Below are 14,902 nucleotides of genomic sequence, written 5' to 3' on the forward strand. Positions count from 1 at the left end.
TGACTTTTTCTTAAACCAGATATTTCCTTGAAAGTTTTTAGGTTCTGTTCTAGCATTACATTATTATAGTTAGCATTGTTACTGTCTATTTTCTTTGTAATACTTTCTTCTAACTCTTCTTTTAATTTAGAAATATTTTCTTTATCTTCTTCAAAAAACTTTGATTGTTCTTCTTTACTGCTTTCTATTTGACTAGATAATTCTTCTAACTTGTTTTGATTATATTCTTTTTGTTCTTCTAGTTTAGAACTTAAATTATCTAATTCTTTTTTAGCCTCTTCTACACTGCTGTCAAACTTACTGCCTAAATTATTAATAAGCTCATCATATTTGCTGTTATTTTCTTTTATGGAAGTTTCTAAATCTTTTTGAATTTTTCTTAAACTTGAAAATTCTTTAAAAGTTTTTAAATTTTGTTCCAACATTACAGAATTATTATTTATATTATTTTTTTCTATTTTCTCTGTAATACTTTCCTGAAGCTCTTCTTTTAATTTAGAGATATTTTCTTTTTCTTCTTCTTTGCCGCTTTCTATCTCTTTAGATAAATATTCCAGTTTATTTTTATTATATTCTTTATGTTCATCTAATTTAATGCCTAAATTATTAATAAGTTCATCATATTTAATATTATTCTCTTTAATAGCTTCATTTATATTTTTAGAAAGAGAATCTTCTAAATCCTTTTGATTTTTCCTCAAACTAGATATTTCTTTAAAATTTTTCAAATTCTGTTCAAGCATTATGCTATTATATACCGAATTATTTTTTTCTATTTTCTCTTCGATACTTTCTAATAATTCATCTTGAAGCTTTGAAATATTCTCTTTTTCTTCCAAATTTTCAGATATTTCATTTAAAGATTTATCTTCATTATTTTCTTGGTTAAGACTGTCTTTTTCGTTTATCATATCGTTATTTGAAGCCATTAAAAATTCCTTGTTTTTATATTGTTATAATATAATAAAAAATAAAAAATTAAACACTATAATAAAATATCGTCATTGTAAGTCTTATAATTTATTTTAACAAAAAAATTATTGTTGATATAATTTTATTTATGATTTATATATATATTTAGTATTTAATAAGAGGTTCTGATATTGGCTAAAGTACTTGGACAAACAACGCCTTTAAAAATAATGGCTGGAATATATAAAAGCGGAAGACTTCATCATGCCTATCTTTTTTACGGAGATGAGGGGGTTGGCAAATTTGAAAGTGCTTTGAATTATGCTAAAGCTATACTATGTGAAAGAGGAAATGGAACATACTGCGATGAATGTAAATCCTGCAAAATGATAGATCAATATAAACACCCAGATGTTATAGTAGCAGCTACAGATGAAAGATTTAGAAATGCTGAAATATATTTTAATCAGTATTTAGAATATAAACTTCCTCATTTATTTAATAATTTTTACTCAGCCTGCAGGTCTATACTTTATAAAGTAGAAACTATGCTTTTTGATAGTTATGATAATTATCCGTCAAGCGAACCAAAAGAATATATGCTTGGAAATAAAAAAGAAAGTTCTAGATATGCCTTAATAGAACCTTATTATTTAGCTGTAAATTACACACTAAATGAATTAAATGCTGATAATGCTGATTTTATAGATTCTATATTTAGAAATAAATCAAAAGAAGCCTTGAATATAGCTAAAAATAAAGGCGGAAAGAAAAAATTATCAATAGAAGGTGATTTTTTCGATGCTTTAAAAAAAATATATTATAATATCATTCATACAGTAATACCTCTTGATACAGTAAGAAATATTATAGAGATAACTTACAGAAAGCCGAGAATATCAAGTAAAAGAATTGTTATCATAGAAGGTATAGAACTAATGGATAAGAGGGCTCCTAATATATTTTTACGTACATTAGAAGAGCCTTCAGACAATAATATATTTATTCTAATAACTTCTGATGCTAATAAACTGGTTCAGGACGGTATGAAACCTCTAAGATCTCGTATGATGGAATTAAAATTTTCTTCTTTGTCAGAAAATACCTTAAGATCTATATTAATGAAGAGATTGAGGCTAAACGAGGAAAAAACAGCCCTTGCACTGGAAAATTCTTACGGAAGTGTAGCCAAAGCTATAAAATATGTACTTGACAAAAAATCAAATACAAGCGATAATATATACAAAGTATTGTTATCTTTTATGGACGCTTCTCTAAATAATAGCCCTTCTCAAATAGCCTCCCTAACAACTATGCTAAGCGAAGGCGATTATGAGATAGCTGATACCTTTAGAGAAATGATTAATATTCTGAAAAAATCCCTAGAAGATAAATATCTTGAAATAGAAGATAGAAATTATGTATTTCCAAGTTCTATTTCAGATGAAAGTATTGTATGGACTATTGATGAATTAGATTCTACAATCAATACTCTAATTAATACAAATACTCAACCTAAAATGCTGCTCTATAAAACTTTAAGCAGTATTTATACTTGGTTACACAATTATAATAAAAACATATAGGAGTTATACATGAAAAAACTATTTCTTGTATTAAGCGTAATGATTCTAGCGTTAAGTCCAGTATACGCTCAGGATGAAACTACAGCAGAAACTACAGATGCTGCTGCCACAGAACAAACTACTGAAACTGCTACTACTGAAGAAAATCAAGAATCATCAGAAGTTGATACAGTAGAGGGAATAACACCTTTTGCCCCTTCTTTTACTGATTTAAGAAATACTGATGATGCTACTCTTGATAGAGAATATAATCTTCTTCAAACTAATCTTACTAAAATAAAAGAAGATTATCTTTTTAGAGTACTTTACAAAGCTAATAAAATATTAGAGCATTATACTAATGTTAATTTCACTGATACTAATGAAATGTTCTATAATGCTGTATATTATTATGATTTAGTTGCTAACCCTATAGCTAATGATAATAATGTAGATTTGGCTCTTTCTGAATTAGATAAATCTTTCAGACTTTACGATGAAATCAAACCTATATATGAAATACTTGGAAAAACTAATGAATTAATACAAGCAGATTATGAATTAAATCTTTATGCTGGTATTTTCAACCTATTTAAAGGAAGTGCAGGATATTATGCTAAAAGCAGATATCATTTAATGAATGCTTTACATAATGAAAGCTCTTCTAAAAATGATACTACTAACTTAATTATGTTAAACACTTATTTAGCTGGTGTTAATTACAATTTGGCTACTATCAATCAAAATAGTGATGTAAGTAAAGTTTATTTCTTAAATGAAATGTTTAATAATCTTTGGGATTTAACTACTTTAAAAACAGCTGATGAAAATATAAAAACAGCTAAATATAAATTATTAATCACTAAATACCATAAAGTATTATACACTACTTCTGACAGATTTAGAACAACATATTCTAAATATTACGATGAATTAGGCTTTACTTATGGTCAAACTGAAGATGAAATATTAAGCAGAGATGTTAGACCAGTCTACAGAGATTATGAGAATGAAGCTGCTGATCCAAATGCTACTACTGAAACAACAGATGATACTGCTGCTACAGAAACAACAGAAACAGCTAATTAATCTTTAATTAGTTACTAATATAAAAGGCATGCCGTAAAAGGTATGCCTTTATTTTATTAATAGTAATAAATATTAATAAGATATAAATATTATTTAATAAATACTTGACATTAATTTAAAATAGGTTTATTATTAATATAATAATAAAATGAAGGAGTAAAAATATATGTTTGAATTAATGAAATTACCTTATGCTAAAGAAGACTTAGCACCATATATGTCTTCAAATACATTGGATTTCCACCATGGAAAACACTTAAATACTTATGTAACAACTCTTAATGATTTAGTATCTAAAGATTCTTCATTACAAGGAAAAAGCATTGAAGAATTAATAACTCTATCATATAACAATGCTGACAAACAAGCAGTATTTAATAATGCTGGTCAGGTTTATAACCATGAAGAGTTCTTCAAAATGCTTAAAAAAGATGTATCAATACCTGCAGAAGTAAAATCAAAAATAGAAGCAGATTTTGGTTCTTTTGACGCTTTTAAAGAAGCATTCACTACAGGCGGAAAAACTCAATTTGGTTCTGGCTGGGTTTGGCTTGTTATGAATAATGGTAAACTAGAAGTTAGAAAATATGCTAATGCTATGAACCCAGTTGCTGATAAAGTACATGGCGTTTTAACTTGTGATGTTTGGGAACATGCTTATTATCTTGATTATCAAAACAGAAGACCAGACTTTTTAACTACTTTTGTTGATCATTTGGTAAACTGGGATTATGTAGCAGAAAGAATTAAATCAGCTAAATAATTTTATTAATTTTATATAATTTTGTTTAATTAAAAAAAGGAGAATTAAAATGAATTTAAAAGGTACAAAAACAGAAAAAAACTTAAATGAAGCTTTTGCTGGTGAATCTATGGCTAGAAACAAATATACTTATTTCGCTAGCGTAGCAAGAAATGAAGGTTATGAACAAATCGCTGCTATTTTCCTTGAAACAGCTGAAAATGAAAGAGAACATGCTAAAATACACTTCAAATATCTTAATGGTATAGGCGACACTCTTCAAAACTTACAAGCTGCTTGGGAAGGCGAAAATGAAGAATACGAAAATATGTACCCAAGAATGGCTAAAGAAGCTACTGAAGAAGGTTTTGATGAAATAGCTCGTTCTATGAAATTAATCGGTGATGTTGAAAAAGAACACAGAGAAAGATATGCTAAATTAAGAGAAGCTGTAAAAAATGGAAGCGTTTTCAAAAAAGCTACTAAAGTTCAATGGAAATGCAGAAACTGCGGTTTCATAGTTGAAAGTGAAGAAGCTCCAGAACTTTGCCCAGTTTGTAAACATGCTAAAAAATTCTTTGAAGTACGTGTTGAAAACTTTTAATTAATAATGTAATGGACTTTTAAGATTAATAGGGGGCGTAAAAACCCCCTTTTTTTATATATTAATAACAAAAGAAGAAAATATATCAAATATTATGGGATCAATTCTTACTTCTTTTTCTAAATAGTTCTCTCTTATATATATTAAAACATCATTATAATCTGAACAATCACCATTTGAATACAATATATTATCAAATAAATTAACTATCTCCAAAATCTTTGAAGGGAAATATGATAGAGAACTTAATTTTAAACTATCAGTATAATCAAAACTAACAATATAATAAGGCTTAAAGAATGGTTTAGTGTTTATTATAGCATTATAGTAGTTTAAAAATATACCGTCTCCATATCCGTAATATTCATTATGAAGCCCTACTATCAATGAAACATCATCATTATATTTTAAAAAATGTTTTAAATATGAATAACATCTCATAGAATTATATTCATCTGATATATTGAAATTTACTATATCATGCCAAAATGCTGCTAAAGAAATATTAATCATTTCATTAAACAAAATCTCTCTCAAACCGTATTTATAAACATGTTCTAATTTTGATATATTTTTATTAATATGAAATCTTTTTAATATGCTTTTATAATATCCAGAATATCTTTTTCTAAAATTATTTTTTATATCTATAACTATATTATTATTTATACTATCATTATAATATTTCATAAACTTTATAATAGTAAAAAATACTCTGATGCTATGAGATATACTATCATTATTTTTTAATACAGAAATATTATTAAAATTAATATCCTCATTTTTTATGTTTTTTATATATCTTATTACAACTTTTAAAGAATAATCAATAAGCTCTTTTGAATATCTTAATTTTTTAGTAAATGATAAATCTCTTGAATTTACACTATCAAAGCATTGTATTAAATACATTCTAGCAGCTAAAGAAAGTTTAATTAATATATCTTCTATATTTTTTATATCTTCATTAGATGAATTATGCATATTCTTTTCTAATTTTTTCGTCTCATTCACCGCTGAAGCGAGTATATCATTTACAGAAGTATTGTAATCTTTCAAGTAATTATCATATATAGAAAATAAATCATTATTTTTATAAGTTATAGTCATTTTACCCCTCCAAAAGGTTCAGTAAATTTTCTTTACACTTATAATATAATATATTTTTACACTTTTGTAAATATATTTTACTTAAAAATTTAGAATATATAAATATTTTTTACATAACTTTATATTATAATAAGACATTTAATACATGTATAAATACTAAAAAATATTTATTAATATTATATAAAAAATAATTGCAATTAAAATATTTTTATTATAAAATAGTTTATTAAAATATCTATTTATTCAAATTCATATCTAAAATAATTAAAGAGGAAAAACTTATGTCCATAAAGATGAGAGAAGCATTAACATTTGATGACGTATTATTAGTACCGCAAGAATCTGATATCTTACCAAAAGATGTTTCATTAAGAAGAAAACTAACAAACAAAATAACATTAAATACTCCTTTGATAAGTTCCCCTATGGATACAGTAACAGAATCCAAAATGGCAATAGCAATGGCATTATGCGGAGCATTAGGTGTTATACATAAAAACATGTCCCTTGAACAGCAGGCAAAAGAAGTAGAAATGGTTAAAAATTTTAAAGATATAGAAGATAAAGAAAAAGCAAGCCTTTCTGCTGACGGTTCTTTAATTGCAGCGGCCGCCATTGGTATATCCGAAGACAGATATGAGAGAATAGAAAAACTTATAGAAGCTAAAGTTGATTTAATAGTTATAGATACAGCACATGGACATTCAAAAAATGTTCTTACAGCTATAAAAGAAATAAAAGATAAATACAAACAAGTAGAGGTAATAGCAGGTAATATTGCTACAGCAGACGGAGCTAAAGCATTAATTGATGCTGGAGTAGACGCTATAAAAATAGGTATAGGAGCAGGATCAATATGTACTACAAGAATAATAGCAGGTGTTGGTGTTCCTCAGCTTACAGCTATACATGACGCTTCTGAAGTTGCTAAAAAGAATAATGTAGGCTCTATCGCAGACGGAGGAATAAAATACTCTGGAGATATAGTAAAAGCATTTGCTATAGGTGCTGATGCTGTTATGGCTGGAGGATTATTCTCATCTACTTATGAAGCCCCTGGTGACGTTATTATAATAGATGGTAAAAAGTATAAGCCTTATAGAGGAATGGGTTCTGTAGGTGCTATGATACATGGAAGTAAAGACAGATATTTCCAAAGCGAAGTAGTTAGCAAATCAAAATTTGTACCTGAAGGAATTGAAGGTGTTACTGAATATAAAGGACATGTTGCTGATGTTATATATCAAATAGTAGGAGGAATACGCTCTGGAATGGGATATATTGGTGCTAAAGATATAAAAACACTTCAGGAAAAAGCTGAGTTTATAAGAATCACTAATCAGGGTTTGGCAGAAAGCCATGTTCATGATGTAAAAATCACTTCCAAAGCCCCTAACTATTAAGATTAATTATTTCTTTAATATTAAAAATTATAAAAAATCAATAATATCTTTTGGTATTGTTGATTTTTTTATATATTTTTTCAATTATGGTATTGACAAAACACATATAAATGTTAGAATATACTAACAAAAGTTAGAGAACTTAAAAATTATCGTAGTCAACAACTTTGTATCCCTTAATTGATACATTATATTTTATAACCTTCATTTAATTAAACTGTTGCCCCCATTGTAATATGGGGGTATTTTTATTATAATAGTCCTTTTAAATGATTTTTAGTATATACCTAAACAATTAAAATTTGTCAAACTTTATTTATTTATGAATGTAATTATAATTTATAATAGTATAAAGTATTATTGAGTATTAATAAAATAAGTTAAAAATGTATTATAATCTATATTTTGTTAAAAGATACAGTCATTCGCGTCTGTGGGTTGTGCCTGCTTCTTTGGGACACCACCAAGTAGGTGCCTTGCCTACAGCACGCAGAGCGGACGGCAAAAGAAGTGTGGGTTCGGCACGACTGTGTGATTCGCAGGGCTAGTCCCCACAAATAACTATATTTAAGTATATAGAGAAATACATTATATATAATACAATTTTCTTGTTTTTAAATAACTACAATAATTCACAATTTTTTTTAAAATATAAAAAATTAAACTAGAAAATAATTTTTTTTTATTTATAATATTTTATCAATAAAAATATTTTACATAATGTAAACGGAGGATAAAAAATCATTATGAAAGCTCTAAGTACTATATTACTTCTTATTATGTCAAATACATTCATGACATTTGCTTGGTACGGACATTTAAAATTCAGTCAAATAAAAGGATTTGAAAAACTATCACTGCCTATCATAATATTAATAAGCTGGGGGATAGCATTATTTGAATACTGTTTTCAGGTTCCTGCAAATAGAATAGGATTTTCTGGAAACGGCGGACCTTTCTCTCTTATGCAGTTAAAAGTAATGCAGGAAGTTATAACTTTAACAATATTCACAATATTTACAGTGGTATTTTTTAAAACAGAAACTTTAAGATTAAATCATTTTATAGGTTTTTTGTGTTTGATATTAGCAGTATTTTTTATATTCAAAAAGTAATTAAAAAAAATAATTTTTGACAAAATAAAAGAGGACTTTTTTAAGCCCTCTTTTTTATTATATTTTATTATAATTAAACAATAAAATTTTATCTTATATTATGTTTTTTTACTCTAGCTTTTGCTATATGCTCATTTTCCCATTCTATTTGAATATTATTTATTCTTTGAGAAGATAATTCTCTTCTTATACGGTTTCTAGTAGCAGCATTCAAAGTAGCTAAAGTTGCCATATTAGGTTTTTCTTCAGATATTAATTTGATTACAGCAACTCCGTTATCAAGTTTTATAACATCACTTACAGTATTAGTTTGAAGAGAAAATACATGATTATAAAAACTTTCTGTAGAGGAATCTGGAATAATAGTGCCGTCAGCTGTATTAAGTCTTCCCTGATTATAAGAGAAAGGAGAAGCTGGTTTATAATATCTTATATATCCGTTTCCGTTTAATCTCTGAAGATTATTAACATTAGCAGTTGCTGCTTTTAATACTTCTGCCTGTTTAGTTTTTTCAGCTTCTAAAAGAGTATTAATATTAGCATTTAAATACTCTCTTTTTAATACATCTTGATTAACATCTGTATATTTTTCAGGCATTCTTATATCATTAACTAAAACAACATAATAATATCCGTTAGCATATATTGGCTGAAGCAGTTTTTCTCCTTTATTATCAGAGAATATTTTATTTGCAAAATCATCTGAAGGCATTTGCATTTTTGTAATATAGCCTAATTTATAATTATTAGTATTAAGCCCTTTTTCTAAAGCACTTTTTTCAAATAAGGTAATATCATCTTTTAAAGTTTTGTATAAATTATCAGCTACTCCGCCGCTTTCAAGCATTATCCAAGATACATCAGCCTGAACAAAATTAGTTTTATTGTCTGTAAAATACTTCTCCAAATCATTAACTGCTATTTCATTAGACTGAACTATAGCAGCAACATCTATATAAAGCATTTCAATATCTCTTTTTGTAAGATTCTTTTTATATTCTCTTTGCATATCAAGAGCATTAATTTTTATACTGCTGAATAATTCAGAAGCTACTGTCTGAGATAAAATACTTTCTCTTAAATCTTTTTCTATTCTCAATTTTTCTGCCTGAGTAGAGTTTTTAATAAATGATTCATAAGCCATTTCATTATAAACCCCATTTGTATCTATAAACTCGCTTTTCATAGCATCTACTATAAAATTATCGCTTACATTGATATTTTTTCTAGCAACATCATTTAAGAGTATAGTAGAAACAGCACGTCTGAAAGCCAAATCTTCTATATACTTATACATTTCATTATTAATCTGTATTCCTAAACTCTGATAATAAGCCTCTATCTGCTTAAAAGCTCTTCCGTACGGGCTTGTACTTGTGTAATATATAGGTGTTCCATTAACTGATCCTATAGTAGGAGTTCTCTGGCTTCCTCTGGTATCTACAACTAAAAAATACACTATCAAAAGTATTGAAACAGCTGATACTCCAAGCCATTGCAAAGTTTTTACTACTGGGCTTTTCTTTTTTGGTACAAATTTCTTGCTAGATGACATTATCTTTTATCCTTAATTTTTATATTTATTTTAGTTAAAATACATTATAAAGTATTAATTATATAAGAAGAGTTTAAAAAATTCAAGTTTTTACAAAATTAAATTTAAGTATATTGTAGTATATAAAATTTATAAAATCTTGTAGCACACCAGTTCTTTGAAAGTACATTAGGTATGGTGTAGTACCAACCATACGCTGTGCAAAATACCTGTATTTTTAAATAAAATATAGTTATTATCATACATTTTAAACTTATTTTAATAACAAATAATACTTTATTATATTTATTATAATTACATTTATAAATAGCTCAAAATTAATAAACTATATTTATGTATATATTCTGTGATAAAAATATATAAAAAAAGAAACGGCCTATATAAAAGCCATTTCTTTTATAATTTGTATCCATATAAATTTAGAATTTAAAACTATTAATTTGTTCAACCATATCTTCTATTTTTGATCTTACTTCTTTTGTAGAACTAGCATTTGCCTCTGCCAAATTGCTATTTTCACCAGTAATGGAATTAAGCTGTCTTACAGAAATATTAATCTGATTTATACTATCTGCTTCCATAACTGCCCTTTCAGATATAGAACTTAATTTAGTAAGCATATCCTGTGCTAAAGATTCTATATCGTTAAGTATTTTTGAAGAGTTTTCAACAGCTTTATTTCCAGCCTCTACTTTGGAAAGTGCATCATTTATAGTATTTGTAATATTTTTAGCCGTTTCATCAACATTCTGAGCTAAAGAACGTATCTCGCTTGCTACTACAGCGAAACCTTTACCTTGATCTCCAGCTCTTGCCGCCTCAACCGCTGCATTTAATGCAAGTATATTTGTCTGAAAGGCAATAGACTGTATAAGTTTTGTCATTTCTGATATTTTTTTACTAGATTCAGATATCTCGCTCATACTGCTTATAATTTCTGAAGATGATTCTACTCCTACTTTAGTAGCGTCTGCCACTTTTACGCTCATATCCTTAGCATCATTAGACTGAATATTTGTTTCATCAAGAGATGATGATAGAGATTCTATTAAACTGGATAATTCCTCAAGAGAAGAAGCCTGAGTATTAGTTCTGTCAGATAAATTTGTACTTCCGTCAGAAACTGTATCTATTTCATTATTAATAAAATTTAATGAATCCTGTAAAGAATGTATAGAGTTTCCAAGAGATTTCTGCATATCTTGTATAGAGTTAACCAAAACTCCTGTTTGGTCTGACTTTTTTAATAATTTATCTTCAAATACTGCATTGAAATGTTTATCTGTCATATTTTTAATAACATCTATAGCTCTGTCTAAAGTTTGAGATAATGGAGTAACATTTAACATAACAAGTATAAACTGAATTAATAAAAATCCTATAGCAACTACAACCATTATAATAGAAAGTGTAGTTATTTTGTTACTAAGGTAAGATGAACTTCCATTTCCAACTAAAAGCCAAGGAGTATTTGGTATATCATATACAGCTGTCCATTTGGATTTACCAATATTAAAAACATAATCTTTTCCATCTAGTCTAGGAGCATTTAGTTCTGTATATATAGTTCTTTGCTTATTGAAAAGTAAAGAGTTATCTGAATAGGTAAGAAACTGACCATCTTCTAATGATATATAGTATTTGCTGTCAGTATTGCTTAATAAAAGTTCTGATATTTTTTTAAAAGATATATCTATACCAATTACACCTATAAAAGTGCCGTTTAATGTTACGCCTTTGGATATAGTAATAACTGTTTCCTTACTTTCTGCATCTACATATGGAGAACTTATAAATATATTAGAAGGATTTTTTTTGGCTTCTATATACCATTCTCTAGTAGTTTGGTCAAATCCTTCTATATTATCTCCGTATACTATTACCAATAATCCTCCGTCTTTATATGATACTGTTCCGCTGAAATGTATATTTTTAATCTCTTCTTTTATACTTTCTAATTCTTTAAAAGAATCAAGCATTTGAGTATAATCTGTTTCATATTTACAATACGATGCTAAAACTTCTATTTGTGAATAATAATAATTAAGCCAAGTAGTAACTGATGTTTCATTCTTATACATATTAGATTCTATCTCTAAGGCAAATTCTCTTTCGTACCTAGGTATAAAATATAACATCAATGCTACAACTATAACTATTATAAACGCAGCAAACGGAAGTAAAAATTTAAGCATTAATACATACTTCTTTTTCTTATCATTCATAAATAATTCTCCAAATATTTTAATTATAAGGTATAAATTACTATATAATATATATTTTTATCTTCAATTATAATAAATTAACATTTCTCGGAAACACTATCAAATATTATTAATTAATAATAAAAAAATTTATATTAATTAATATAATAATAAAATAAAAAAAATGCAATAAAAAAATTAAATAAAAAAATAGGAGAGCTAAATTAATAACTCCCCTATTCTTATATTATTGATTATTTATTTTTTATTTTTTAACATCAAGCAAATCATCGCCTGCATTTACAGAAGAAGCACTTGTAATACCAACTTCTGAATAATCATCAGAATTTGTTACTATAACAGGAGTAAGTGTAGGATATCCTGCTCCTCTTATCTTTTCTATATTAAATTCCAATAATAAATCACCTTTTTTAATTTTTTGTCCTTCTTCTATATGTGAAATAAAGTGTGCACCTCCCAATTTTACGGTATCCATACCAACATGTATAAGAAGTTCAACTCCTTTATCGGAAGTTAATCCTATAGCATGTTTTGTTGGGAAAGCTGTTTCTATTATACCATCAAAAGGAGCATATACTTTGCCTTCTTTAGGTTCAATAGCTATACCTTTACCCATAGCACCGCTTGAAAATGCCTCATCTTTAACACTTTCTAATTTTACTATATTACCTTGTATAGGGGCATATACTTTATCTACCAAAGCTGATGCCTTATTTTCAGATTTTTTATCTGCTGCAGGTTCTTCTTTCTTTTCTTCCTGTTTTACTGGTTCTGCTGCGGTATTTGCAGTATTAACAGATACTTCTTCATCGCTTATAGGATCATGTAAATAATCTTCAAGTCTTGATTTTATTACAGTAACTTTAGGTCCGTATATTACCTGTATTCCATTACCTTTTTTGATGATACCAGCAGCACCGCTTTGTTTTAATAGAGAATCATCTACTTTAGAAGCATCAAATACTGTTATACGAAGTCTTGTAGCACAGCAGTCCACATCGCTTATATTTTTCTTTCCGCCAAGTCCTGCTGTTATTAATGGAGCTTCTTCATATTTAGAGGCTGGAGATACTTCGCCTTCTTTTACTGCATTTTTAGCAGCTTCAACATCAGATCTTCTATATAGTTTAGGCTCTTCTGTATCTGGTTCTCTTCCTGGTGTTTTCCAGTCGAATTTTTTAATTAAAGCAGAGAATAAGAAATAGTAAACAAAGAAATAAACAACACCTACTATTACTATCCATACCCAATTAGTTTTAGCATTGCCTTGTATTATACCGAATAATAATAAGTCTATAAAACCGCCAGAGAATGTCATACCTACTGTAACATGAAGTATATGCATAAGCATGAAAGATATACCAGCAAGTACACAGTGAATAGCATAGAATATAGGAGCTACAAATATAAATGTAAACTCTATAGGTTCAGTAATACCAGTAAGCATAGCAGTTAGAGCAGCAGAGAAAAGCAAAGCACCTACTACCTGTCTTTTTTCTGGTCTTGAAGTTTTATACATAGCCAAAGCAGCACCAGGTAAACCGAATATCATAAATGGGAATTTACCAGTCATAAAACGAGTAGCTTCAACACTGAAAGCAGTTGTTGTAGGAGAGCCTAACTGAGCAAAGAATATATTTTGAGCACCTTCTACCAAATTGCCGTCTATCATCATAGTACCACCGAGTGAAGTCTGCCATAATGGAGTATAGAATACATGGTGAAGTCCGAAAGGTATTAATGCTCTTTCTATTATACCGTAGAATAAAGTGCCTATATAACCAGAACCAGCTATTAAATCTCCTAATTTATTCATAACAACCTGTACTGGAGGCCATACATAATACATTAATATACCTACTACTAAAAATACTATAGAAGATATTATAGGAACAAATCTTGTACCGCCGAAAAATGATAATACTTGAGGAAGCTCTATATTATAATATTTATTATGCAAAGCAGCTACTCCAAGACCTACTATAATACCGCCGAATACACCCATTTGAAGTGATAATATACCTACAACATTAGTAGTAGATCCAGCCAAAAGTTTTTCAGCTCCGCCCATAACTTGTATCATTTTACCTATAGAAGCATGCATTACAAAAAATGCTATAGCTCCAGATAAAGCAGCTACCTCTTTTTCTTTTTTTGCCATACCTATAGCTACGCTCATAGCAAATATAATAGGCAGGTTTCCAAATATTATATTACCAGCCTCGCTTAATACTGATAATATATCATAGGCAATAGTACCCGGACCCAAGATACCCATTAAATTATAGGTTTCAAGCATTGTGGTATTAGTTAATGAACTACCTATACCTAAAAACAAACCTGCAACAGGAAGCACAGCTATAGGAAGCATGAACGATCTTCCTACCCTTTGCAGTACACCGAAAATTTTATCCTTCATATAAAGAACTCCAGATTATTAAAATATATTTTTGATAAGAATATGAGAGACATGATAAAATAAAGTATTATGTATACTAATATCACATATAAACATCAATTCTTATTATAAGTATAATATATTTTTTTATAATTGTATATATTTTTATCAATAATTTTTGCAA

General features: G+C 27.7%; 11 protein-coding genes. 6 read left to right on the top strand and 5 right to left on the bottom strand.

Annotated features, from left to right (window positions below; translation table 11 throughout):
* Positions 1 to 929: hypothetical protein (locus tag F811_RS0106420; RefSeq protein ID WP_020004449.1), on the bottom strand; the 929-nt coding region annotated here is incomplete at its 3' end.
* A 174-nt stretch (positions 930 to 1,103) separates the two neighbouring features.
* Here F811_RS0106420 and F811_RS0106425 point away from each other — a divergent pair.
* The 4 genes from F811_RS0106425 (at position 1,104) to rbr (ending at position 4,912) form a co-directional block, all read left to right on the top strand.
* Positions 1,104 to 2,498, top strand: a complete 1,395-nt coding sequence (locus F811_RS0106425) for a DNA polymerase III subunit delta' (RefSeq protein WP_020004450.1) — start codon at positions 1,104 to 1,106, stop codon at positions 2,496 to 2,498.
* Between the two features lie 9 nt (positions 2,499 to 2,507).
* Complete coding sequence (locus F811_RS0106430) at positions 2,508 to 3,566, top strand: hypothetical protein (protein WP_020004451.1); 1,059 nt, start codon at positions 2,508 to 2,510, stop codon at positions 3,564 to 3,566.
* A 166-nt stretch (positions 3,567 to 3,732) separates the two neighbouring features.
* On the top strand, positions 3,733 to 4,329 hold the full coding sequence (locus tag F811_RS0106435) for a superoxide dismutase (RefSeq protein WP_020004452.1): 597 nt from the start codon (positions 3,733 to 3,735) through the stop codon (positions 4,327 to 4,329).
* Between the two features lie 49 nt (positions 4,330 to 4,378).
* Positions 4,379 to 4,912, top strand: a complete 534-nt coding sequence (gene rbr / locus F811_RS0106440; protein ID WP_020004453.1) for a rubrerythrin — start codon at positions 4,379 to 4,381, stop codon at positions 4,910 to 4,912.
* 54 nt (positions 4,913 to 4,966) lie between these two features.
* On the opposite strand, the gene F811_RS0106445 is transcribed toward rbr, so the two are convergent.
* Entirely contained in the window at positions 4,967 to 6,022 is a 1,056-nt protein-coding gene (locus tag F811_RS0106445; protein ID WP_020004454.1) for a hypothetical protein, read from the bottom strand.
* A 281-nt stretch (positions 6,023 to 6,303) separates the two neighbouring features.
* Here F811_RS0106445 and guaB point away from each other — a divergent pair, with 281 nt between their 5' ends.
* Both guaB and F811_RS0106455 read left to right on the top strand, forming a co-directional pair.
* On the top strand, positions 6,304 to 7,425 hold the full coding sequence (gene guaB, locus F811_RS0106450) for an IMP dehydrogenase (RefSeq protein ID WP_020004455.1): 1,122 nt from the start codon (positions 6,304 to 6,306) through the stop codon (positions 7,423 to 7,425).
* Positions 7,426 to 8,171: 746 nt separating this feature from the next.
* Complete coding sequence (locus F811_RS0106455; RefSeq protein ID WP_020004456.1) at positions 8,172 to 8,540, top strand: DMT family protein; 369 nt, start codon at positions 8,172 to 8,174, stop codon at positions 8,538 to 8,540.
* An 88-nt stretch (positions 8,541 to 8,628) separates the two neighbouring features.
* Here F811_RS0106455 and F811_RS0106460 read toward each other — a convergent pair whose 3' ends face one another.
* The 3 genes from F811_RS0106460 to F811_RS0106470 form a co-directional block, all read right to left on the bottom strand.
* A complete protein-coding gene (locus tag F811_RS0106460; RefSeq protein WP_020004457.1) occupies positions 8,629 to 10,095 on the bottom strand; it encodes a SurA N-terminal domain-containing protein in 1,467 nt (488 codons plus the stop codon).
* A 419-nt stretch (positions 10,096 to 10,514) separates the two neighbouring features.
* Positions 10,515 to 12,320, bottom strand: a complete 1,806-nt coding sequence (locus F811_RS0106465) for a methyl-accepting chemotaxis protein (protein WP_020004458.1) — start codon at positions 12,318 to 12,320, stop codon at positions 10,515 to 10,517.
* Positions 12,321 to 12,564: 244 nt separating this feature from the next.
* Positions 12,565 to 14,739 carry a PTS sugar transporter subunit IIABC gene (locus F811_RS0106470; protein ID WP_026364371.1) on the bottom strand — a complete coding sequence of 725 codons (2,175 nt, stop codon included), beginning with the start codon at positions 14,737 to 14,739 and terminating at the stop codon, positions 12,565 to 12,567.
* Between the last annotated feature and the right edge of the window lie 163 nt (positions 14,740 to 14,902).

The sequence above is a fragment of the Brachyspira innocens ATCC 29796 genome (genome assembly GCF_000384655.1).
Taxonomy (GTDB): Bacteria; Spirochaetota; Brachyspiria; order Brachyspirales; family Brachyspiraceae; genus Brachyspira; species Brachyspira innocens.

What these genes read in the sequence shown, in the direction of transcription:
- F811_RS0106430 (WP_020004451.1), top strand. Translation starts at nt 2,508, where the DNA reads ATGAAAAAACTATTTCTTGTATTAAGCGTAATGATTCTAGCGTTAAGT.
- F811_RS0106435 (WP_020004452.1), top strand. Translation starts at nt 3,733, where the DNA reads ATGTTTGAATTAATGAAATTACCTTATGCTAAAGAAGACTTAGCACCA.
- rbr (WP_020004453.1), top strand. Translation starts at nt 4,379, where the DNA reads ATGAATTTAAAAGGTACAAAAACAGAAAAAAACTTAAATGAAGCTTTT.
- F811_RS0106445 (WP_020004454.1), bottom strand. Translation starts at nt 6,022, where the DNA reads ATGACTATAACTTATAAAAATAATGATTTATTTTCTATATATGATAAT.
- guaB (WP_020004455.1), top strand. Translation starts at nt 6,304, where the DNA reads ATGTCCATAAAGATGAGAGAAGCATTAACATTTGATGACGTATTATTA.
- F811_RS0106455 (WP_020004456.1), top strand. Translation starts at nt 8,172, where the DNA reads ATGAAAGCTCTAAGTACTATATTACTTCTTATTATGTCAAATACATTC.
- F811_RS0106460 (WP_020004457.1), bottom strand. Translation starts at nt 10,095, where the DNA reads ATGTCATCTAGCAAGAAATTTGTACCAAAAAAGAAAAGCCCAGTAGTA.
- F811_RS0106465 (WP_020004458.1), bottom strand. Translation starts at nt 12,320, where the DNA reads ATGAATGATAAGAAAAAGAAGTATGTATTAATGCTTAAATTTTTACTT.
- F811_RS0106470 (WP_026364371.1), bottom strand. Translation starts at nt 14,739, where the DNA reads ATGAAGGATAAAATTTTCGGTGTACTGCAAAGGGTAGGAAGATCGTTC.